The organism is Vibrio sp. 779(2023) (genome assembly GCF_033344285.1).
GTDB lineage: Bacteria > Pseudomonadota > Gammaproteobacteria > Enterobacterales > Vibrionaceae > Vibrio > Vibrio alginolyticus.
Window position 1 is genome coordinate 289,636 of sequence record NZ_JAWPOM010000001.1, and the last position, 20,669, is coordinate 310,304.

The window sequence follows — 20,669 nt, forward strand, 5'->3', positions numbered from 1 at the left end:
CTTTATTTCGTTCTCACAACAGTTTTCATAGCAGGTGTATTTGCCACGTTCCTGATATCAATAATTTAGACGATATTGACACAAATGAAAGTTTATTGGCCCAAATAACTGCTATTTAAGTCGTTTTGTTGATGGATAGAAGGCATATTTGAACGGCTTTTCTCTAAACTTCCTGTCCAGCTGCTCATCAAAAAGGCTAGTCTTTACTCTGAACTGAGCCACAAATGATGTTTTACCGTTACCACAGGGAATTAGTTTGTGTGATCTCTATCTATACTCCTATGATTTGCGGTATTATACCGAGCTTTATTTTTTTGCTGCGTTAGAGCGGAAACGACACTACAGAGCGCTCAGACGCTGACTGATTTATTGGAGAATACTTTGCAATTTAAAGATCTAGGCCTAGACAACCGATTGTTGAAGAACCTAAAACACTACGATTTTAAAAAAGCGACTGACATTCAGCAGCAGGCGATTCCTGTTGCGATTGCAGGCAAGGATCTATTGGCATCTTCGAAAACAGGTTCGGGCAAGACTTTGGCGTTTGTATTGCCAATGCTTCATAAGTCTTTAAAGACAAAATCGTTTTCTGCGAAAGACCCTCGCGCGGTAATCCTTGCTCCTACTCGTGAGCTAGCGAAACAAGTGTATGGTGAGCTTCGTTCTATGCTAGCTGGCCTATCTTATGAAGCAGCACTGATTTTGGGTGGTGAGAACTTTAACGATCAAGTAAAAGCTCTGCGTCGTTACCCGAAATTTATCGTGGCGACACCAGGACGTTTGGCTGATCACTTAGAGCACCGTTCGCTTTATCTGGATGGTTTGGAAACGCTAATTCTGGACGAAGCAGACCGTATGTTGGATTTGGGCTTTGCACCAGAGCTTCGTCGCATTCATAAAGCAGCCAAGCATCGTCGTCGTCAAACGTTGATGTTCTCTGCGACATTAGATCATGCAGACGTCAATGAAATCGCGGCTGAAATGCTCAATGCGCCAAAGCGTATTGCTATCGGCGTTTCTAACGAAGAACATAAAGATATTACGCAAAAATTTTACTTGTGTGATCACCTGGATCATAAAGAGGCAATTTTAGATCGTGTTCTTTCTGAGGCTGAATACCGTCAAGTTATTATCTTTACGGCAACGCGTGATGATACTGAGCGACTAACAGAAAAGCTAAACGAAAAGAAACTGAAGGCTGTAGCACTGAGTGGTAACTTGAACCAGACTCAACGTAACACCATTATGAGTCAGTTTGAGCGCGCAGTATTTAAGATCCTTGTAACGACTGATGTTGCTTCCCGCGGTTTGGATATTGCAACTGTGACACACGTCATCAACTTCGATATGCCAAAGCATACCGAAGAATACGTACACCGAGTTGGTCGTACTGGTCGTGCTGGAAATAAAGGGGATGCAATCTCTCTTGTTGGTCCAAAAGACTGGGATAGCTTTAAACGTGTAGAAGCATACCTACAACAAGATCTTGAGTTTTCAGTGTTCGAAGATTTGAAAGGTAAGTTTAAAGGCCTTAAGCCACCTAAACCAGATTTCCGCAATAAGAAAGCGACCGCAAAGAAAGCTCGCCCTCAAGCGAAAAAATCGGCGAAAAAACCAGCTAAGCGTGACAAGAGCTTCTACAAAAACGTATCTGTAGGTGATGATGTCTTCATCCCTAAGAAAAAACCAGCGGCACCGAGCTCTGAAGAGTAAAAGCTGCTGTAGTTTCCCATTGATTTTAGTTCTTAAAAATCCGAGTGTTCGCACTCGGATTTTTTATGTCTGTCGCTAGGTGAAATAGCGTCTTTCCATACTCACTCGTTTGTCAGCTTTTATATTTGTCTAGTTGTATATAAACAGCATAGAGCGCTAATTTAGGAAGTTATTAAGTTTTATTACCTCGGTCAAAGCAAACGTTTTTCCTCACACACTAGATAAAAATCTCACATGATCATGAAAATGATAATTGATCTCATTTTTATTTAAGGGCAGAATACGCGCCATTGTATTAATCCTATAAATGAATTCGCTCTCTATATGAAATTTACTCATGTTTTTTTAGGGCTCATAATTACCTCTAGTTCTGGCTTTGCTGCTGATGATTTCAACTGGCTTCGAGATGATGCTCGTAAAGATGAGCGAGTTCTTACCTACCTAACAGAACAAAACCACAAAACTGAACAGCACCAAAAAAGTTATCAGACGTTGACAAAAAACCTACTCACGCAGTGGGGTACCATGGTGGCAGACAAAGGTGATAAGCCATGGTCGATCATGAGTGGAAGAGAGTGGACGCTAACGCGTCGCGATGGTCGTTACTTACTGTTATCCCGTGCGAGTCAACATGCGCCAGAAAACGTGGTGTTCGATTTCGATAAACGACAATCTGCGCATCAGTACTACCAACTTGGTCAATGGCAAGTGAATGGTGACACATTACTTTTCACGGAAGATATCGACGGCAGCGAACAATATCGCGCCGTGGTTGTTGATTTACTCTCCGGTCAATCTACGGAACTGGTGACGCACGTCGATAGTGGCGTATTGTTGTCACCTAACGGGAAAGTGGCATTCCTCGTTGCAAAGGAAAAGCGCACTCAGCGACCTCATCAGATCTTACGTATCTCCACTGAATCTTTGGCAAAAACAGTCCTATGGAATGAACCCAAGTCAGATTGGTTACTTTCTTTCTATCGTGCGGCAGATAGCCGTTATGCTGTGCTGCAAAGCAACAACGAGTCAACAACAGAGCAGAAGCTTGTCGACCTAGAAACGGGCACTGTCTCAGATTCATTGCGAAAGCCTGAAGTGGGTGTGGAATATTACGCGGATGTGGCGAAAGGTTACATTTATCTTAAAAGCAACCTGGAAGGAAAGTTCGCCCTTTACCAAGTCGAACTCGCACCGCTTGGCGCAACATGGCAACGCTTCACCAATCCTCGTGAGCCGCTTGAACAGTTCTACCTTTATGATGCAGGAGTTGTGGCACTTAGCAAGCCAAACAATGTGTCGACTTTGACGGTGTATTCTTACCAAGGTCAGGAAAAAGTGATACTGCCATTGGAACACGATGGTAATGTCGCTTGGCTAAGCACGTTGGGCGATTTTGAATCAAACAAGATTCGTATCCGAAGCATGTCGATGACTACGCCTCCTCAGTGGGAAGAGTTCGATGTAAAAACGCTGAATAAATCCTTGTACTCTCAAGATGCTTACCAAGACTTTGATAGTCAGCGTTATGTATCCCAACGTATTTTTATTAAGCACGACGGCGTTTCTGTCCCGGTCTCTTTGGCGTATCGCAAAGACAAATTGCACCCACAATCTCCTGTGATGATTTACGGTTACGGCGCGTATGGTTTTACGATGAAACCGTACTTTATGCCTCAGGTTATCAGTTTACTCGACCAAGGTGTGATTTACGCTATCGCCCATGTCCGTGGCGGTGGGTACTTTGGCGATGAATGGCACGAGCAAGGCCGTGGTGTGCGAAAAGCCAATTCTATTGGTGATTTTGTCGCGGCCGCGAAGGCGCTGCAAACATTCGAACGTGGCAATAGAGAGGTTTTCGCCATCGGTTCTAGTGCTGGTGGCACGTTGGTGGCCGGAGCGGTTAATCAAGATCCTAAATTGTTTTCAGGTGCCGTACTTAAAGTGCCTTTTGTTGATGTGGTTGCAAGTATGTCGGATACCTCACTTCCGCTTACCACACAGCAGTATGGCGAATGGGGTAACCCAACCAAACCTGAACAATTGGCGTTAATGAAGGCGTACGATCCGATTCTCAATATCCATAAAGACGCTTACCCACCCATGTTTGTTCAAGTCGGTTTAATTGATCAGCGCGTGCCATATTGGGAAGGCGCAAAGTATCTGGCTAAAGTTTCAGCGTTAAGTGAGCGCAACGGGCCGTACTTGTTGCAAACTGATTTTAATTCGGGCCACCAAATGGACCCACGACAAGCGCAAGAACAACAAGCAAAAGAATACGCATTTCTACTATCACTCATTAAAACATCTAAAGCGGAGCAGTAAATGAAGCTTACCCCAGTGTCAGCGGCAGTACTTTCGGTACTTGCTGCCAGTCAAGTGCACGCCGAATCTAAGGTTTTCTCAATGGAAGAGGTGGTGGTAACCGCCAATAAAATCGATCAGCCATTGTCAAAAGTGGCAGGTAGTGTCGCGGTTATCACAAACGAGCAAATCGAAGAAAGAGGCGAGACCGAGCTATATGACGTGCTGCGTAACGAACCTGGTGTAAGTGTGACGGGCGGTGCAGGACGTCCGCAAAACATTACCATCCGTGGTATGACGGGTAACCGCATTATGATCGTTCGTGATGGCATTCGTTCTGCGGATGGCTTCGGTGCGAATGACATTAATGATGCCGTTGGGCGAGATACTTTTGATTTATCCAATTTTGAATCGCTGCAAATCATTAAAGGGGCAAGTTCTTCGGTGCATGGCTCTGGCGCGATCGGCGGTGTGGTGATTTTAGAATCCAGCCAGCCGGGTGATTTCTTAAAAGACAAAGACTTCTACACCGATGTTTCCGGTACTTACACCGATATCAGCAACAAGTACAAAGGCACGAGTAATCTAGCTTTCCGTTCCGGTGATACAGAGAGTTTGTTTAACGTTTCATACTGGCAAGGACAAGAGACACGTAACTTTGATGAAGATTTGTATAACCGCGACCTCGATGGTTACAGCGGTGCTTATACGATCAACCACTTTTTCAATGAAGAGGTGATGTTGAAAGCCAAAGCGGAACTCTACACCCAGAACCAAGAGCGTTTGGAGGGTTCACCGTCCATTCAACCTGATGGAATTTGGCATATTGAAGACTTTGCTGAGGATGAAACCACAGAAGAGTACAGCGCTTATATTGGTGCAGAGGTGACTCCGATTAATCCAACTTGGTTCGAAGAGTTGGATACCAAAGTTTACTGGCGTCACACCGAAGTGGTGGAAGACACCAACCGTTTAATGCGCCAAGTGGATCACAATGGTTTGATCACCAAGCGTCGCGAGCTGGAACACAAAACCTTCATTGACGAAACAATTGGCTTCCGTGGCGATTTCACTAATACGATTTATGCAGCAAATGCTGAGCACCAATTGGCTTACGGTGTCGAGCTTTCTACTGACTATTACGAACGCACAGATAGCGACTCCAAGATTGATTGGAACGGAGTAACACCTTCGACCAAACAACCTTTCGCTCCTGCTCGTGCTTATAACATTGGTTTGTACGTTCGAGACATGGTGGAACTGGATAAATGGACCATCACAGGTGGCCTACGCTTTGATGCGCACCGTCTCACGCCAGACGGTGCGGGTGAAGTGGGCGGCTTCCCATTAAAAGACATGGATAGCTCAGAGGTATCTCCAAGTCTTTCGGTTTCTCGTGAAGTATTTGCCAACAACATTGCTTATGTATCTTATAACCATGGTTACCGTGCTCCGGAATACGATAAAGCGTATGGCTTTGTAAGCCACGACTTTGTGCCGCTCACGCCGTTTGTCATTGCACCAAACATGGATCTAGAAGCTGAAACTTCCGACTCATTTGAAATCGGTAACAAGTTCGATAACGGTCGTGCGTATGTCTATGCGTCTTTGTTCTACAACAAGTTTGAAAACTTCATCGACGTTGTGACCACGGGCTTTGACTCAAGCAATGGTAATTACATTAAACAATACCAAAACCTCGATGGTGTCGAGACGTATGGTGCAGAGCTTTCTGCGGGTTACGCGATCACTAAGCGATGGAACATTAGCACTAAGTTTGGCTACGTAGATGGCAAAGACGCGGAAGGTGAATACGTTCGAAGCATTACGCCATTCGAAGGTAACGCTCAACTGAAATACGCCAACCAAGACTTCAATGCTTACGTGGCTTGGAACTGGGCCGCGGCCATGGATCGCGTTCCTAAATGCCAGACCACGCTTGGTCTAGCGACAGATTGCGCGCAGACAAGTGCGTGGAATGCGTTTGATATTGGCGCAACTTACCACGTTTCCAAAGACCTTCGTGTTAGCGCAAACATCATCAACCTGTTCGACAAAGAATACATCCGATACCAAGACGTAGCGGGTATCGCTGAGGAAAGTAAGCGTTACTCAACGGAGCCAGGGCGCTACTTCACGCTGACTGCAAAATACGAATTCTAGGACGAAATCATGAAGCTAAAACCATTGGCGTTTTCACTGCTTATTGCATGTACCCCTGCGGCGCTGTCTGCAGAGTGGGATTATCCCACAACGGATTCTGTGGTGACCAATGAAGCGCAAGCGAAAACTTATTTAGACAGCCTCTACTCAGAAGCGGGCGAGTTTAAGTTCCGTTACAAAACCCAGTCTCAGCTTGGTGAGCATTACAATTTTGATGTTTGGGTTAACGGTGAATATCAATCTCAGCGTGCCCTTGTAGTAACAACTGATAAAAATCATCACGTTGTGCGAGTGTTTAAGAGCCTTGAAGATACGATAATTCGCAACGGTAAACCAACGGTTGCAATGGAATTGGAATCGCCTCGCCAACTGCAAGCACAAGAGCCACCGGCTTTGAGCTCCGGAAGTCTGGTTGATGTTGAGGTTTCTTTATTCAACCCAGATCTGCGCACCATGCAACAGCAAGCGGCACCAGAATCGACATGGTCAGCACTGTCCGATTACCCTCAGCCGATCGAGTACGTCACCAAGTCGATTGAGGTTTTAAAGTCCGGCGGTAAGTTCTACCTCTCTAACCCAAGATTAAAGCAAGTGGATGCGACGGGTTTATTTGCAGCCCCAGCACCTGGTGAAGCGCCTGTACTCGATACGTTGGACTTCCTCAGCGCAGAAGGGGTTCAAGCATTTGACAGTGTTGATGAGATGCAAAGCACCGAGTTTGGTGACAATGCGTTCCCACAGTTGATGGCTTTTTATCATCTTGAGAGCTCGATCCAATATCTGACAAGCCTGACTTACGACTTGTTTGACGAACCGCTTCGTTTTGATGCTCGCGGTTTATCAAAAGATAACTCTACTTACTATTACGGTCCGAAAGCACTCATGCTGGGTGTCGGTGGTGTTTCTCCGGATGCAGTCGATGCTGATGTAGTGATACACGAACTTGGGCATGGCATTCATTACCAAATCGTACCGGATTGGGCGTACGGTCATACAGGGGCTATCGCAGAGGGTTTTGCTGATTACTGGGCGGGCAGCGCGAGCTACCGCACTCAATATTTGGATGCTTCGCGTCGTGGTCAAGAATTCGAGTTAGATACGGTGTTCAACTGGGACGGTGTGTTCGGAACACGCAAAACAACTCGTAGCTTATGGAACCAAAGAGCGCGTTACTTCGAGAGCTCAGAGTACCCAGCGCACGTCAGTGTGGGCGGTGAACTAGGTGACGAGCTATGGTCAACGCCGCTGTTTCAAGCGCTTAAAGCATCGGTTGAACGATACGGTGATGATACCGATAGGGTGTTCCGCGAGTTTGACGCCATTGTTCTTGAAGGCATGTACGGCATTGGTCGTGGCGTGAAAATGCATGATCTGGCGGAGTCGACCGTGTTTGCCGCAAACACCTTGTTCCCAAATAAAGACTACGCCCAATTCCTGACGGACAGCTTCAACAGACACAACTTACTTAAAGCGCCTCTTCGTGTTCGCTATGACGCTCGATACATCGCACAAGGTCAAGACGTTGGTTTGAGCCTGAGCCAAACTGGCCGTGAAGCGAGCATCAAAGGGCAATGGCAGCTAAACAACGCATCTGTTTTCGACTTTGATGAAACGCTTTCTGACTCGACCTCAATGAAGGTGGCGTTACCAAGCGGTCTAACATGTGGCACGCAATTCGATTCCTCTATTTCATTGGATTATCAATTTTCTGAAGGCCTAAAGATTCACCAGTGGAGTGAAAAGGTGATGCTGGTTAATGGTACGCCAGAGCTCGATATCCAGCCTCAACCAGTGAACTCCGCTTTGCCGGAACAGGGCGACAGACTGTTCTCTCAGACGCTATCGGACAAGTCACGCACGATTGATGATTCGTTTGCGGTTTACCTGAACATCGAACATGACTCACTGCAAGATCTGCAAGTGACGCTAGTGTCTCCACAAGGCAAATCGGTCGTGCTACTTAGCCATCAATCAAGCAATACCAATGGATTTAAAGGTTACTTCACCGCTCAGTATGACGAGGAGTTACAAGCACTTGTCGGTCAACCGAGTTGGGGTACTTGGCGTCTCGAAGTGTCTGACCGTGTGTCAGGGAACTCTGGGGTGTTGAAAGAGTGGGGTGTGAGTCACTTTGCTCAGTATCAGTGCAGTGCTGATACCACTAAAGAAAGCAGTGGTGGTGGTTCAGGTGGCAGTGGTTCGCCTTGGACCTTGTTAGGACTTTTCCTGCTTTCAATGGTGAGAGTGATTCGCTCTCGTTAATTAAAATCAAAAGAAGATAAAATCTATGAAGTTTCAATATTCTTTCGTTGCTATGTCACTAGCCCTTGCTGGCTGTGGCGGAGGTTCTGGTGGTGACACGTCGGCACCGACCTATGATGTAGCTGGCACCATCGTTTCTGTAGGTACACTTCTTGATACGCCAGTATGTATCGATTTAAACCAAAACTACGTTTGTGATTCCACTGAACCGAGTGCTAAAACGGATAATGCCGGTAAATTTAGCCTGACTTCAAGCGACAAAAACGTACTAACCAGCACCATTCTTGCTCAAGTTGATCAAGGTTCGAACCAAACGTTGCGTCTTGCGGCTCCGGGCCAAAACTTAGCAACGGGTAACACGGTCAATGGTGTAACAACGTTGCTCGCAGGTCTTGTGGTTGACGGTAAAACCGTTGCTCAAGCTGAGGAGATTGTGAAAGCACAACTCACCGATGCCGGTGTTTCTCTGTCTGGAACGGTAATGTCTAACGCAGAAGCCAGCGAGCTAGATAAGTTAGAGCAAAACACGGTTGCACTATTAGCTGTGATGCAACCACAACAAATGACCAAAGGCGTAGCGCTGCTTGCTCAAAGCCTTAGCTTCCAAGGTAAATCGTTGACCTCTGATCTTCTGTCTGAAGCGGAAGTGAGCGCATTTGCTGAAGAAATTGCAGCGGTTGCTGAACAAACGGTTGGTAGTAACGATACGGGCGCCGTTCTTTATTTTGCTGAAGGATCAGCAGACGTAGCAGAGGTTCAAGCGTCTTACCCTGGTCAAGATGCGGAATACGGCTTCGACAAAGAGGACAAGCAAACGTCGACAGGCGCTGGCTTTAAGTTCGTTAAGCTAGATTCACAAGGTGCTGCTTTAGCTGCAGATGCCACTGAGTGGGCTTGTACTATGGACGAACGTACTGGTCTTGTTTGGGAAAACAAAAGTACGGATGCGAGCTCAGTTCAATTTAAAGATCGCCTATTTGCGTTTGAGTCTGAAACATTTAAGCCATTTAGCAAAGATGTAGAGCTTGCAGGTTGTAAAGACGCTGGTGATGAAGTTTGTACCACTAGCCAATATGTTCAGTACATAAACAAACAATCGTTATGTGGAATCACTGGTTGGCGCTTGCCTACTTACCGTGAGACTTATGACTTACTAGACTTTGGTGAACAAACACTGTTTGCTCCGAACGATGAATATGCAAAATACAACGTCTATGGTTTTAATGTTAAATACTTTCCACAGCAAACCATAGGTAGCCCTTATTTAGGATATGGTGCGTTTTGGCATAGCGACTTTAAGTTTACGAATGCATCATCACAACTTATTGATGGCGAGATTTATTTCCCTGCGATTGTCTCCCGGGGCAAAGATAGAGGCACTATTTCATACGTCGAGATTCGATCAAGCAACACAAGTGCGGGTGCCGATGATTCTTACCAATTCCCAATCCGTCTAGTCGCAGTTAAGGGGCAATAAGATGAAGAAATTAATAACTGTACTATCTCTTACTTTGGCTTCTCAAACTGCAATAGCTGCACAAGAGTGTTCTACTGACTTTGCTAAAACGGCACCTAACACGCGTTATACATATTCTGAGAGCGGTACCGTAACTGACCTGAAAACAGGTCTAACATGGATGCGCTGTCCAGTTGGTATGACATGGAATGTAGGAAACCAAGAATGCCAGGGGACGCGATCTACAATGTCATGGCAACTCGCTCTCTCCACAGCCAAACAAATTCGTAATAAGGACGGCAACCATCCTCTTCACAATTTTGCTGACAAAAAAAATTGGCGACTAGCAAATATCAAAGAGCTAGTATCTCTAACTGAGCGAGCTTGCCACAGCCCAGCCATAAATAGTACAGGGTTTGCTAGCGGCTATAGTCTGAAAGATGGAGATGATGTTCTAGGGCGTTATGTCTGGAGCAACACACCTAATGGCGACGGTAAGCATGTTGCAACTTTTGATACGACTAATGGTGAGGTTTTCAATAGAGATCCGTTAAACTCAAGTTTCAAAAGCTCTCTCTTGTTAGTGACAGATGAATAATAATTATTACGTTAATAAGGGTTGATAGCTTTGCCTTTATGATAGGCTCCGCCAGTGCGGAGCTTTTTCTTTTCTAACCTTTGGAACTTATCGTGTTGAGCAGAGTATTTAAACTTGGAACTGCTTAAGTTGATGTTTTTGATTTTCTGCTAAACCAGACAACTCTTGCGCTGCCGCGGCGGATTGAGTGATACCAGTGACGTTCTGGCTCACTAGTTCATAGATGTTCGTTAAGTTGTTGTTGATATCAGCCGTGACCTGCTTCTGCTCTTCTGATGCGGTCGCAACTTGAGTGTTGATTGAGTTCAGATCGGCGATAGCATTACTGATATTAGCAAGTGATTGGCTAACTTCTTGTGTAAGAGCTTGGTTGTCTGACAACATCGCTAAGCTGAAATGCATACTTTCATTTGCGTGACCAGATTGTTGCTGTAGCTCTTCTATAATGGTTTGGATCTCTTTGGTGGACTCCTGAGTTCGCGCTGCCAGCATACGTACTTCATCGGCCACTACCGCAAAGCCTCTGCCACTTTCGCCCGCTCGTGCAGCTTCAATCGCTGCATTCAGTGCAAGTAGATTCGTTTGCTCAGAAATACCTTCAATCACTTCGATCACGCGACCAATGTGTTCTGATTGATCTTTTAGCGAAGTTACGACGGCAGCGGCTTCGTTAAGTTGTTCCGCCATCTTTTCACTTGCGCGAGTGCTTTCCCCAAACATGCTTATACTTTGTGAGGTTAACGTACGTGCTTGATTTGATGCACTATCGGCTTCTTGTGCATTGGTCGATACTTCAGCTGCGGTCGACTCTAGCTGATTGATCGCCGAGGCTACTTGCTCAACTTCCTGCTTTTCTTGATCCGAGTTGACGCTGCTTTGAGTCATAACAGTTGCTAACTCGGTTGATGCTGATGCCACATCTTCACTAATGCGAACCAATGCGCTTACAGTTTCACGCAGTTTTTCTATGGTCTGGTTTACATCTCGAGCCAGCTGAGACACTTCGTTTTTCCCGATGGCTTCGGCCTTAACTAGTAGGTTTCCCTTCGCGACTTCCTGCATCGTTACTTGAAGGTTACGAATCGGCGCAACGATGTAGCTGGCGAGTACCCAACTAATAAGTGAAGCGGCACTCAAGATCACCGCAAGCGAGACGGCGCTGTAAGTTAGCGTGGTTGAATGTTGTTCGCCATTCGTTTCGACTTCATCGGTGACGATTTGATTCAATTGTTTAGATAGTTTGTCGATGGCGTTGATCATCGCTTCGCCAGCTAATCGATACTCAGCCATTGCAGATTCGTACTTTTGATTGAAATCAGAGGTGGTGTAATCAGAAGAGTGTTTAGTGGTGAGCAGAGGTGTCATGGTAACGCGAGTGAAATCAACATAGTGATTCATGGCCTTACGCATAGCATTGACTTCATTTTGAACGCCAGGGAGATTGTCGATGGAGTTAAGAAAATCGCGGTTTTTGTTTTGTCGCTCAGAAAGCTCTTGGTTGAGAGACTGAACATCTTCGGCTCTAAATAGACTATAAATGGCTTTGATGCGCATGGCGTAAGTGTTGTCTACGATGCCGCTAAGTTCCTCTTTGTGAATGATTAGCTTATGGGTGGAAGCCGAAACCTTATTGAATGCTTGATCGAGTTTACCGATTCCGACACTCAGTCCAATGATGAGTAATATAACTGTGAATAGAACAGGCAGAAAAACCTGAAGTTTAATAGAAAGCGTACTAAGAAATTGACGCATGAGATTGACCCTCTATAGGTTTGATTATTATCTTTTTTATAAATAAGCATTTCGATTTTAATTGTTACATTCGCCAAATCAATGAGTTACTCATATCTAATTGTTATGAAATGTACCAAAATCGATGGGGTTATCATCTTGAACATGAGGCAACTTATAAAAACGTTACGTTCAAATTGAGAGAGGGATAAGTCGCGGAATTAATAGTTAGAAATGACAACGTGTCATAGAGGGTTCAACTAAGTGAAACACAACTGTCATATTCAAATTCTAAAGTGAGCACCGTTCAAGTGAAACACAACGGCAATAAAGCCACTTAAGGAAATTGTGATGAAAAAGACAGTAATCGGTGCAATCGCACTTCTAGGCGCAATGGCAGTGACTCCTGTTTCTGCTAAAGAAACTATCTCTGCAGTGGGTTCTAGCAGCGTAACTCCACTGATGGAAGTTTTCTCTGAAACGTACATGAAGAAGAACCCTAACGTATTTATCGAAGTTCAAGGTCCTGGTTCTTCAGCTGGTGTAAAAGCAGCGAAAAATGGTTCAGCAGACCTTGGTATGTCTTCTCGTAATCTAAAAGACTCTGAAAAAGAATCAACACTAATCGAAGAAGTGGTTGCTCGTGATGGTATCGCAGTGGTTGTTAACCCACAAAACAAACTGCCAGGTCTAACAGCCGAGCAAGTGACTGCAATCTACAAAGGCGAAGTATCAAACTGGAAAGAAGTCGGTGGTGCAGACAAGCCAATCGTAGCCATTACTCGTGACACAGCTTCTGGTACTCGTGGCGCATTTGAAGACATCATGTCTCTAAAAATGAAGATTTCTGGTAAGAAGGTATCAGCTATCTCTCAACGTGCTCAAGTTGCAAACGGTAACGGCGCACTGAAAACAATGGTTGCATCTAACCCATACGCAATCGGCTACATTTCTCTTGGTACTGTAGACAACACTGTTAATGCGCTAGCAATCGACGGCGTTGATGCAACGGTAGCTAACGTTAAAAACGGTTCTTACAAAGTAGCGCGTCCATTCCTTGTTCTTTACAAAGAAGGCAAGCCATCAACAGAAACGCAAAAATTCCTAGACTGGATGCTAACTGACGAAGCGCAAGCGCTAGTTGACCAAAAAGGTTACATCTCAGTTAACTAATCCCATCGGGACTCTAAAGTTTGCTCAGCCCAACGTTTAGGGCTGAGCCTTTTCTATCCATTGTGTTCAACGGCATTGCCCAGAACCGTGAGATTTTTAAATGACCATCGCAACAAATAGTGAAAAGCTTATGAATACTGACGCTAGAGCTATCAGCAAGTCAGGCCTACGCGAGAAGCGTCGTGTAGACTGGAAAGAGCGCATCTTCCACGGCTTGTTCCTAACGAGTGCCGTAATCGGCATTGTTTCATTGGCCGTTATTGCATACTTCATCGTTCGAGAGAGTATTCCGGCATTCCAAGAAGCAGGCGTATCGGGCATTGTCTTAGGACAAAACTGGTTACCACCTGCGCTTTACGGTGTCGCCACCATGATTGTGGCATCTATCGTATCGACGGCTGGTGCTGTCATTGTTGGGGTTCCAATTGGTGTTCTGACCGCCATTTTTATCGCTGAAATCGCACCAAAGCGATTAGCAGACATCATCCGTCCAGCGGTTGAGCTGCTAGCCGGTATTCCTTCAGTGGTCTACGGTTTCTTCGGTCTGGTTATTATCGTTCCATTGATTCAGAAGGTATTTGATGTACCTGCAGGTAATACTATCCTTGCCGGTATCATTGTTCTTGGTGTGATGATTCTACCAACGGTAATTACGGTATCTGAAACGTCTATCCGCGCTGTGCCTCGTACTTATAAAGAAGGTTCTTTGGCACTGGGCGCATCGAAAATCTACACCATCTTTAAGTTGCTCGTTCCAGCGGCTCGCTCAGGCATCATGACAGGTGTGATACTGGGTATCGGTCGTGCATTAGGTGAGACCATGGCGATCATTATGGTTATGGGTAACGCGCCGGCAATGCCAGAAGGCATCTTGGATTCGGCTCGTACACTAACTGCAAACATCGCTATTGAAATGTCTTACGCAAGTGGTGTTCACGCGAACGCACTTTACGCTACAGGTGTAGTACTTCTGGTCTTCATCATGTCGTTGAACGCTGTACTACTGTACCTAAACCGAGAAAAAGCGAAGTAATCGCTCGTTAAAGGTGACTATTATGGATCGCGCAAAACTAAAAAAAGCACGCCAGTTCAAAGATAATGTCTTTAACGCATTTGTCTGGATCTCGGCAGCACTAACGGTAGGTTTCTTGTTCTGGATTATCTGGTACATCCTATCAAACGGTCTACAACACGTAGATTGGAACTTCATTACTGATAACTATACGCGCACAGGTGAAGAGCACGGTATCTTCCCAATGATTGTGGCGACCATTTACATGGTTATCGCTTCTATCGCAGTGGCAGCGCCACTCGGTATCATGACGGCAATCTACTTGACCGAATACGCGAAAGTGGGCAGTCGTTTGGTGAAAATCATCCGATTCTGTACCGAGTCATTGGCGGGTATCCCGTCGATCATTTTCGGCCTGTTTGGTATGACTTTCTTCGTGGCGATTCTTGGCCTTGGCTTCTCGATTCTGTCGGGTGCATTGACGCTAAGTATCCTAATCCTGCCAGTTATCATCCGTACAACGGAAGAAGCGCTGATGGCAGTACCACAAACGTACCGTGAAGGCTCTTATGGCCTCGGTGCTTCTAAGATTTACACTATCTGGCGTTTGATTCTTCCGAGCGCAATGCCAGGTATCTTAACCTCGGTCATTCTAAGTATTGGTCGTGTCATTGGTGAGTCTGCTCCAGTATTCCTGACAGCAGGTATGGTTGCACGTATTCCGGATTCTTTATTGGATTCAGGTCGTACGCTAACCGTTCACCTATACAAACTGACTACCGAACTGTTTACCGTTGAAGAATGGAATCAGGCTTACGGTACGGCAACAGTGCTTATCGTAGTTGTTCTCTTGATCAACATGGTAACGAAACTGATTGCTAGACGTTTTAACACCGCAACTTACTAACAACACTAATTAAGAACGCACGTTAAAAGACACGAATTCAAGAATTAAGAGATTAAGACAATGAACAAATTTGATATTGAAAACCTAGACCTATTCTACGGTGACAACCAAGCACTGAAATCGATCAACTTACCAATTCCAGTTCGCCAAGTGACGGCACTTATCGGCCCGTCAGGTTGCGGAAAATCAACGCTTCTACGCTGTTTGAACCGAATGAATGACCTAATCGAAGGCGTGAAAATTACAGGTAAATTGGCGATGGACGGCGAAGATATTTACGGCAACATTGATGTTGCTGACCTTCGCATCAAAGTCGGCATGGTATTCCAAAAGCCAAACCCATTCCCGATGAGCATTTACGAGAATGTGGCTTACGGCTTACGTGCTCAAGGTATCAAAGACAAAAAGACAATTGATGAAGTGGTAGAGCGTTCGCTGCGCGGTGCTGCACTTTGGGATGAGGTGAAAGATCGCCTTAAATCACACGCATTCGGTCTATCTGGTGGTCAGCAGCAACGTTTATGTATTGCACGTACAATCGCGATGGAACCGGATGTGATTCTGATGGATGAGCCAACGTCGGCACTTGACCCAATTGCGACACACAAAATCGAAGAGTTGATGGAAGAGCTAAAGAAGAACTACACCATCGTTATCGTGACTCACTCAATGCAACAGGCGCGTCGTATCTCTGACCGCACTGCGTTTTTCCTAATGGGAGAACTGGTCGAGCACAACGATACGCAAGTGATCTTTAGCAACCCTCAAGACGACCGTACTCAAGGCTACGTAAATGGTGATTTCGGTTAATCCACCGTATTTACAAGCATAACTAAATAACTATAAGCGATGGTAACTTTGCCCCTCTTGATGAGGGGCCTTTTTCTTTTTAAGTCGTGGGCTTATAACGCCTACCAACACAAAAAATCTTGTAAATAAGTACAACTTTCCTCCCCAGTTTATAAAGTATGTAACTTATGTGAAACATGGCTTTAAAAGTGCTGAAGAGCTCTCGAATGTAACACTAAGTCTGATAATTTTGCGAATGACTTAACAGCTCAAATTTGAACGTATTGATTGCATATCATGGCCTAAGTAGTTTTTTATCGAGGATAAAAAAGTAGATTAGGTTGGTAGGGTGAGTTTAAGAAGTTTTACAAGAAAAGTGTCTTCAACGAGGGACCATCGGTTGCTAGCGGAGGCAATCTTTGATCATTTAGAGAGTCTGTTCTCCCCTCAAGCCCTCGCTATTTTTGAAGATCCTTCAATTAACCCTCGTCATTCGATGAGCTTCTCTCGCGGAGAGCTTTACCCAACCCAAAACTATCCTGAGACATTCTGGGAGTGGGCAAGTCAGTTTGACACCTCTGAAAGCATCATACCTCTGGCGATCAACACTTGTAACTGGAATCACACCCGAGATTTAGGTGGTGATAGTTACATCATGATGCTCGACAACACGCCTATCAAACGTACCTACCTACTGATTCAATCTGTTCATGCTCGCACGGCACATAATATCTATGAAGAAAGTTACGACGCAATGCAGCTTGCAGCGGCGCGTTGGCAATGTATTCGTGCCGAAAAAAATGCCTCGAAAGAGATCAGGCACAGAGATATTCGTGAAGCGCAATATGTTGATGAGATTAGCCAACGCGAGCGCTTTATCGAAAATATGAAGTTAGTTCAGCAAGTTGCACTCGAAATCTCTAATCCTGATTCTTTAAAGGACTTGTACTACAAAGCCGTCGAAGCGTTACGTGAACGACTTGGGTTTGATCGCTCTACACTGATGCTTCTCGATATGAAAAAGCGCAGCTTCAGTGGTACATACGGCACGGATGAGTCAGGAATTACGATTGATGAATTTCACACACAATACGATTTACACCAACTTAGCGAGGAGTATATCACCGCGTTATCTAGCCTCGAGAGCAACTTAGTGATTGTAGAAGACGCGCCAATATACACAGCAGGCAAGGTCATTGGGCAGGGCTGGAATGCGATGTTGATTTTACGCGATGGCAATGAACCGTTTGGGTGGTTCGCGCTAGATAACTTTATTCATCGTAAGCCGATAACGGCATATCAAAAACAGATGTTGGACTCGTTTGGTTCACTTTTCTCTCAAATTTACATTCGTAAGCGCCAAGAACAAAACGTACGCATGTTGCATTCAAGCATGGTTGAGTTATCACGTTGCACTACTGTCAGTGGAGTATGCAAATCGGCCGTCACTTTCGCCATTAAAAATCTTGGCATTGACCGAATGGCGGTGTTTTTAACTGATGAAAATTGCTCTTACATGCAAGGAACGTGGGGTACCGATATTCAAGGTAACGTGGTGGATGAATCTTACTTCTTTGGCCAAACCCAAGATTTCTCTCTTATAAATCTGGCTCGCTCAATGCCAAACGAAGTCGCATTTGAAGAATCAGTGCCTATTTATCATGACTGTAATATTGTTGGCTTTGGTTGGGCTGCGATGACGGTATTGACTTCAAATAGCAGTGGTCCTATCGCCTTTATCGCTGTTGATAATTTGCTGACACGTGCGCCCTTAACTTCTCAGTTACGTGAAGTGATTCGTATGTTCGCGTCCAGCTTAGCTGAAGTATTGCAACGTACTCAAGCCCAAGAGGCGATTCGCGAATTAAACGAAAACTTAGAGCAGGAGGTTCAGAACCGAACAAAAGAGTTGGAGGAAGCCAATCGGCAGCTTGAGGTACTTTCTAAGCTCGATCCTTTGACGCGTCTTGGTAATCGCCGCATGTTAGAACATGTGATGCAAAAATATTGTGCCCTAGAGTGTGAAGACGACATGTCGTTTGGCCTGATCCTGATTGATATTGACCATTTTGGCTTATTCAATAATCACTATGGTCATCTCGAAGGCGATATTGCATTGATGCGAATTGGCTATATCTTGGATCATCATACCAAAGGTGAAGATGAAGTTTTTTGCCGTATCGGTGGTGAGGAGTTTGCGTTGCTCATGATTGGTTCTGAGCAAGAGGAGGTTCGATTGAGAGCAGAGTGCATTCGTCAGTGCATCGAGGGCGAGGGGATAAAGCATCGACATAACCCAGACGGGGAGTTACTTACCGTTTCAGTCGGTTATTCTTGTTATAAAGCGAAAGGCAAAGACTTTAATTTCGACTATTTATATCAGTTGTCGGATAAGGCACTCTATCAAGCGAAGAATCATGGGCGAAATTGTGTAAGGCGATACGAATACGAGCCCCAAGTTTTGTTGAGTAAGTGATGTTCATAAGAGCAACTTGATAGGGAAGAGGCGGCGGTTGGTGCTCTAGATAAAACCGCTAAAGCAAAATTTGGCCGGATAAGAGAATTGGCAGCTCATGAGAGCTGCCATTGTTATTTAGTTATTTATAGCTTTTCGAGTTGGTGGTCGGTTTTCGTTACGTTTGCTTTGCCAAGGTTTTGAATTTTCGCTAGCAGCGAATCAGGGCTCCAAGGTTGTTGGTTAGCACTAAAATACGCTTGATTCATGGCATTAAGCTCTTGCTTAATTGCTTGTACGTCACCAGGGTTTAACCTGTCTTGATGAGTGGTTAAATACTCATTTACAGAGCGTTCAATTTTCGCAGCATCGCCCTCTTCGATGACTTTTTTTAGCGCGTCGATGCAAAGTGGTTGTTCAGTATTTGAAACCGTTCCACTCGCTGTTATTGACCGCTTTTTCCATGCCCAAATAGCGATTCCTAATGTCATTATCCAAAGCCCTGAGAAAACAAAGGTTAACGTTCGCCAGAGACTGTTTACACCGCCGCTTGATTCAGGACTAGGGGCTGACACTAAAGGCGCTGAAAGAGGCGATTCCGGCAACGTGATTAGCCCAGTGTCATTTTTCTCTACGTCTAATGTTAGCTCTGGTAACGTTGTTTTCTTCGCTTCATCATTTTGACTGTCCCACCAGTTCAAGTCGTATCCTGGTAAGGTATATTTCCCGGCCTCTGTAGGAATAATGACTTGCTTCACCGTCATGGTAACGGTGCCATCTCTCGCGCTATCGAACTTAGGTTGTTCGGGATACACGCGCAGTGAACTCGGGTAACTAATATTGACTCGTGGCAGATATTCGGCTTGTGTACCGCGAGCCTTAACTTGAATGGTTCGAGTGAGTGAAGAGCCTTGTTTTACTGTGTTGATTGCGTTAGTCGACAATAGATTACCTTGATCGTCTTGCCAGCTCTGTGTCATTTCTAACGCTGAAGCAGGAAGCCATTCACCTTTAAATTCGCTCGGAATCGGTTTGACCGTGATTGGTATGCGTTCCGCTTTGGTGTTGATAGGCATTATTTTGGTTGAGCCCGTCAAGCTGTCGCCATAAATATAAGAACCGGTCAGTTTAGGACCTATCAAGGTATAAGTGCCTGGTTGATTTGCCGTTAAGCGAAACGACTGCTCTATGACCGCTACTTCTAACCCATTTAAGATCTTCTGTCTTTGTTGTAAGCCACCCAGTGCCTCAAGCTTCATGCCTTCAATCTGCGGAGGTACTATTTGCGGGTTATCTAGGCGTCGAGTGTCCGCTTTAATTAGAAGTTGTATACGTAATGTTGCAGATTGCTGAGGGTAGAGCGTACTGTTGTCGACCGTAATATTGAAGCTAAATAGATCATCAAGATTGGGGTCTGTTTGGCTCGCGTTGACACGTAGTTTGATCGGCTCCGTTTTCATACCATCAGCGGAAAAACTTGGAATAGTCAGAACACCTTCTTTCATTGGTGCAATTGAGATACTCCACTCGGTACGCACTGATTTTCTTCCGTTAATGTTATTGCTAGAGCGGCCATAACGAGGTTGACCCAAGAAGAAGTCTTTCTCTAGAACATTGAAGTCGATTGAGTCTGAGCTGAGCTCAGTATCTGAAATGATTCTGAGGTTAATCACTTCATTCTTGGCTACTTGTGTTTTATTCACACTAGCTTGAAGTGTCTGTGCCATCACCGAGAAACTGGATATTAGGCTGGCCACAAAAATAAAGACCAGTTTTACGCCTTTGTTCATCACAGGCTTACCACTCCTTTTGAGATTGTTGTGGAGGTTGTTTTTGTTGCGCTTGAAGTTGCATTTGCGCACGGATCAAAAAGCTTGGGTCGCGAGCACTTTCTACTGCTTCTAGTCGACGGAACTCAGGATCATCCTGATGCATTTTTTCGGGATGCGCTTTAGCCTGTATTGGTTCACCTTGATCCTTCACTTGCTTGTCATCTCGTTGCGGTTGATGTTGTTCCGTTTCTTGTTTTTCTTCTTTATTTTCAGAATCTTGCTGATTTTGTGACTGTTGTCCTTGCGCTTCTTTCCCTTCGTTTTGAGACTTTTGTTG

General features: G+C 45.1%; 13 protein-coding genes and 1 pseudogene. 11 read left to right on the forward strand and 3 right to left on the reverse strand.

What is annotated here, in order from left to right; genetic code table 11:
• Positions 1-369 precede the first annotated feature (369 nt).
• The 6 genes from R8O70_RS01290 to R8O70_RS01315 all read left to right on the forward strand — a co-directional run bounded on the left by R8O70_RS01290 (position 370) and on the right by R8O70_RS01315 (position 10,493).
• Entirely contained in the window at positions 370-1,713 is a 1,344-nt protein-coding gene (locus R8O70_RS01290; protein ID WP_031778885.1) for a DEAD/DEAH box helicase, read from the forward strand.
• Between the two features lie 324 nt (positions 1,714-2,037).
• The gene (locus R8O70_RS01295; RefSeq protein WP_086047249.1) at positions 2,038-4,035 is read left to right on the forward strand and encodes a prolyl oligopeptidase family serine peptidase; all 1,998 of its coding nucleotides are present in this window, start codon (positions 2,038-2,040) and stop codon (positions 4,033-4,035) included.
• Positions 4,036-6,177: a TonB-dependent hemoglobin/transferrin/lactoferrin family receptor gene (locus R8O70_RS01300; protein ID WP_258623811.1), complete on the forward strand. Its 2,142-nt coding sequence runs from the start codon at positions 4,036-4,038 to the stop codon at positions 6,175-6,177.
• Between the two features lie 9 nt (positions 6,178-6,186).
• Positions 6,187-8,439: a proprotein convertase P-domain-containing protein gene (locus R8O70_RS01305; protein ID WP_318184002.1), complete on the forward strand. Its 2,253-nt coding sequence runs from the start codon at positions 6,187-6,189 to the stop codon at positions 8,437-8,439.
• Between the two features lie 25 nt (positions 8,440-8,464).
• Complete coding sequence (locus R8O70_RS01310) at positions 8,465-9,916, forward strand: DUF1566 domain-containing protein (RefSeq protein WP_258623806.1); 1,452 nt, start codon at positions 8,465-8,467, stop codon at positions 9,914-9,916.
• 1 nt (position 9,917) lies between these two features.
• The gene (locus R8O70_RS01315) at positions 9,918-10,493 is read left to right on the forward strand and encodes a DUF1566 domain-containing protein (protein ID WP_005375151.1); all 576 of its coding nucleotides are present in this window, start codon (positions 9,918-9,920) and stop codon (positions 10,491-10,493) included.
• Between the two features lie 108 nt (positions 10,494-10,601).
• On the opposite strand, the gene R8O70_RS01320 is transcribed toward R8O70_RS01315, so the two are convergent.
• The gene (locus tag R8O70_RS01320; RefSeq protein ID WP_154203997.1) at positions 10,602-12,245 is read right to left on the reverse strand and encodes a methyl-accepting chemotaxis protein; all 1,644 of its coding nucleotides are present in this window, start codon (positions 12,243-12,245) and stop codon (positions 10,602-10,604) included.
• A gap of 330 nt (positions 12,246-12,575) precedes the next feature.
• On the opposite strand from R8O70_RS01320, the gene R8O70_RS01325 reads away from it, so the two are divergent.
• The 5 genes from R8O70_RS01325 to R8O70_RS01345 all read left to right on the forward strand — a co-directional run bounded on the left by R8O70_RS01325 (position 12,576) and on the right by R8O70_RS01345 (position 18,581).
• Positions 12,576-13,397, forward strand: a complete 822-nt coding sequence (locus tag R8O70_RS01325; protein ID WP_005375153.1) for a phosphate ABC transporter substrate-binding protein — start codon at positions 12,576-12,578, stop codon at positions 13,395-13,397.
• A gap of 100 nt (positions 13,398-13,497) precedes the next feature.
• Positions 13,498-14,430: a phosphate ABC transporter permease subunit PstC gene (gene pstC / locus R8O70_RS01330; RefSeq protein WP_005375154.1), complete on the forward strand. Its 933-nt coding sequence runs from the start codon at positions 13,498-13,500 to the stop codon at positions 14,428-14,430.
• Between the two features lie 22 nt (positions 14,431-14,452).
• Positions 14,453-15,316 carry a phosphate ABC transporter permease PstA gene (gene pstA, locus R8O70_RS01335; RefSeq protein WP_005383923.1) on the forward strand — a complete coding sequence of 288 codons (864 nt, stop codon included), beginning with the start codon at positions 14,453-14,455 and terminating at the stop codon, positions 15,314-15,316.
• 60 nt (positions 15,317-15,376) lie between these two features.
• On the forward strand, positions 15,377-16,126 hold the full coding sequence (pstB, locus tag R8O70_RS01340) for a phosphate ABC transporter ATP-binding protein PstB (RefSeq protein WP_005375156.1): 750 nt from the start codon (positions 15,377-15,379) through the stop codon (positions 16,124-16,126).
• Positions 16,127-16,454: 328 nt separating this feature from the next.
• Positions 16,455-18,581 carry a GGDEF domain-containing protein gene (locus R8O70_RS01345; RefSeq protein WP_258623805.1) on the forward strand — a complete coding sequence of 709 codons (2,127 nt, stop codon included), beginning with the start codon at positions 16,455-16,457 and terminating at the stop codon, positions 18,579-18,581.
• Between the two features lie 125 nt (positions 18,582-18,706).
• On the opposite strand, the gene R8O70_RS01350 is transcribed toward R8O70_RS01345, so the two are convergent.
• Both R8O70_RS01350 and R8O70_RS01355 read right to left on the reverse strand, forming a co-directional pair.
• Complete coding sequence (locus tag R8O70_RS01350) at positions 18,707-20,353, reverse strand: BatD family protein (RefSeq protein ID WP_318184003.1); 1,647 nt, start codon at positions 20,351-20,353, stop codon at positions 18,707-18,709.
• Between the two features lie 4 nt (positions 20,354-20,357).
• Positions 20,358-20,669, reverse strand: a pseudogene (locus R8O70_RS01355) (hypothetical protein); the annotation flags it as partial.

Excerpts from the sequence above, each read along its gene's own strand:
- R8O70_RS01300 (WP_258623811.1), top strand. The coding sequence starts at position 4,036 with ATGAAGCTTACCCCAGTGTCAGCGGCAGTACTTTCGGTACTTGCTGCC.
- pstA (WP_005383923.1), top strand. The coding sequence starts at position 14,453 with ATGGATCGCGCAAAACTAAAAAAAGCACGCCAGTTCAAAGATAATGTC.
- pstC (WP_005375154.1), top strand. The coding sequence starts at position 13,498 with ATGACCATCGCAACAAATAGTGAAAAGCTTATGAATACTGACGCTAGA.
- R8O70_RS01310 (WP_258623806.1), top strand. The coding sequence starts at position 8,465 with ATGAAGTTTCAATATTCTTTCGTTGCTATGTCACTAGCCCTTGCTGGC.
- R8O70_RS01295 (WP_086047249.1), top strand. The coding sequence starts at position 2,038 with ATGAAATTTACTCATGTTTTTTTAGGGCTCATAATTACCTCTAGTTCT.
- R8O70_RS01320 (WP_154203997.1), bottom strand. The coding sequence starts at position 12,245 with ATGCGTCAATTTCTTAGTACGCTTTCTATTAAACTTCAGGTTTTTCTG.
- R8O70_RS01315 (WP_005375151.1), top strand. The coding sequence starts at position 9,918 with ATGAAGAAATTAATAACTGTACTATCTCTTACTTTGGCTTCTCAAACT.
- pstB (WP_005375156.1), top strand. The coding sequence starts at position 15,377 with ATGAACAAATTTGATATTGAAAACCTAGACCTATTCTACGGTGACAAC.
- R8O70_RS01305 (WP_318184002.1), top strand. The coding sequence starts at position 6,187 with ATGAAGCTAAAACCATTGGCGTTTTCACTGCTTATTGCATGTACCCCT.
- R8O70_RS01325 (WP_005375153.1), top strand. The coding sequence starts at position 12,576 with ATGAAAAAGACAGTAATCGGTGCAATCGCACTTCTAGGCGCAATGGCA.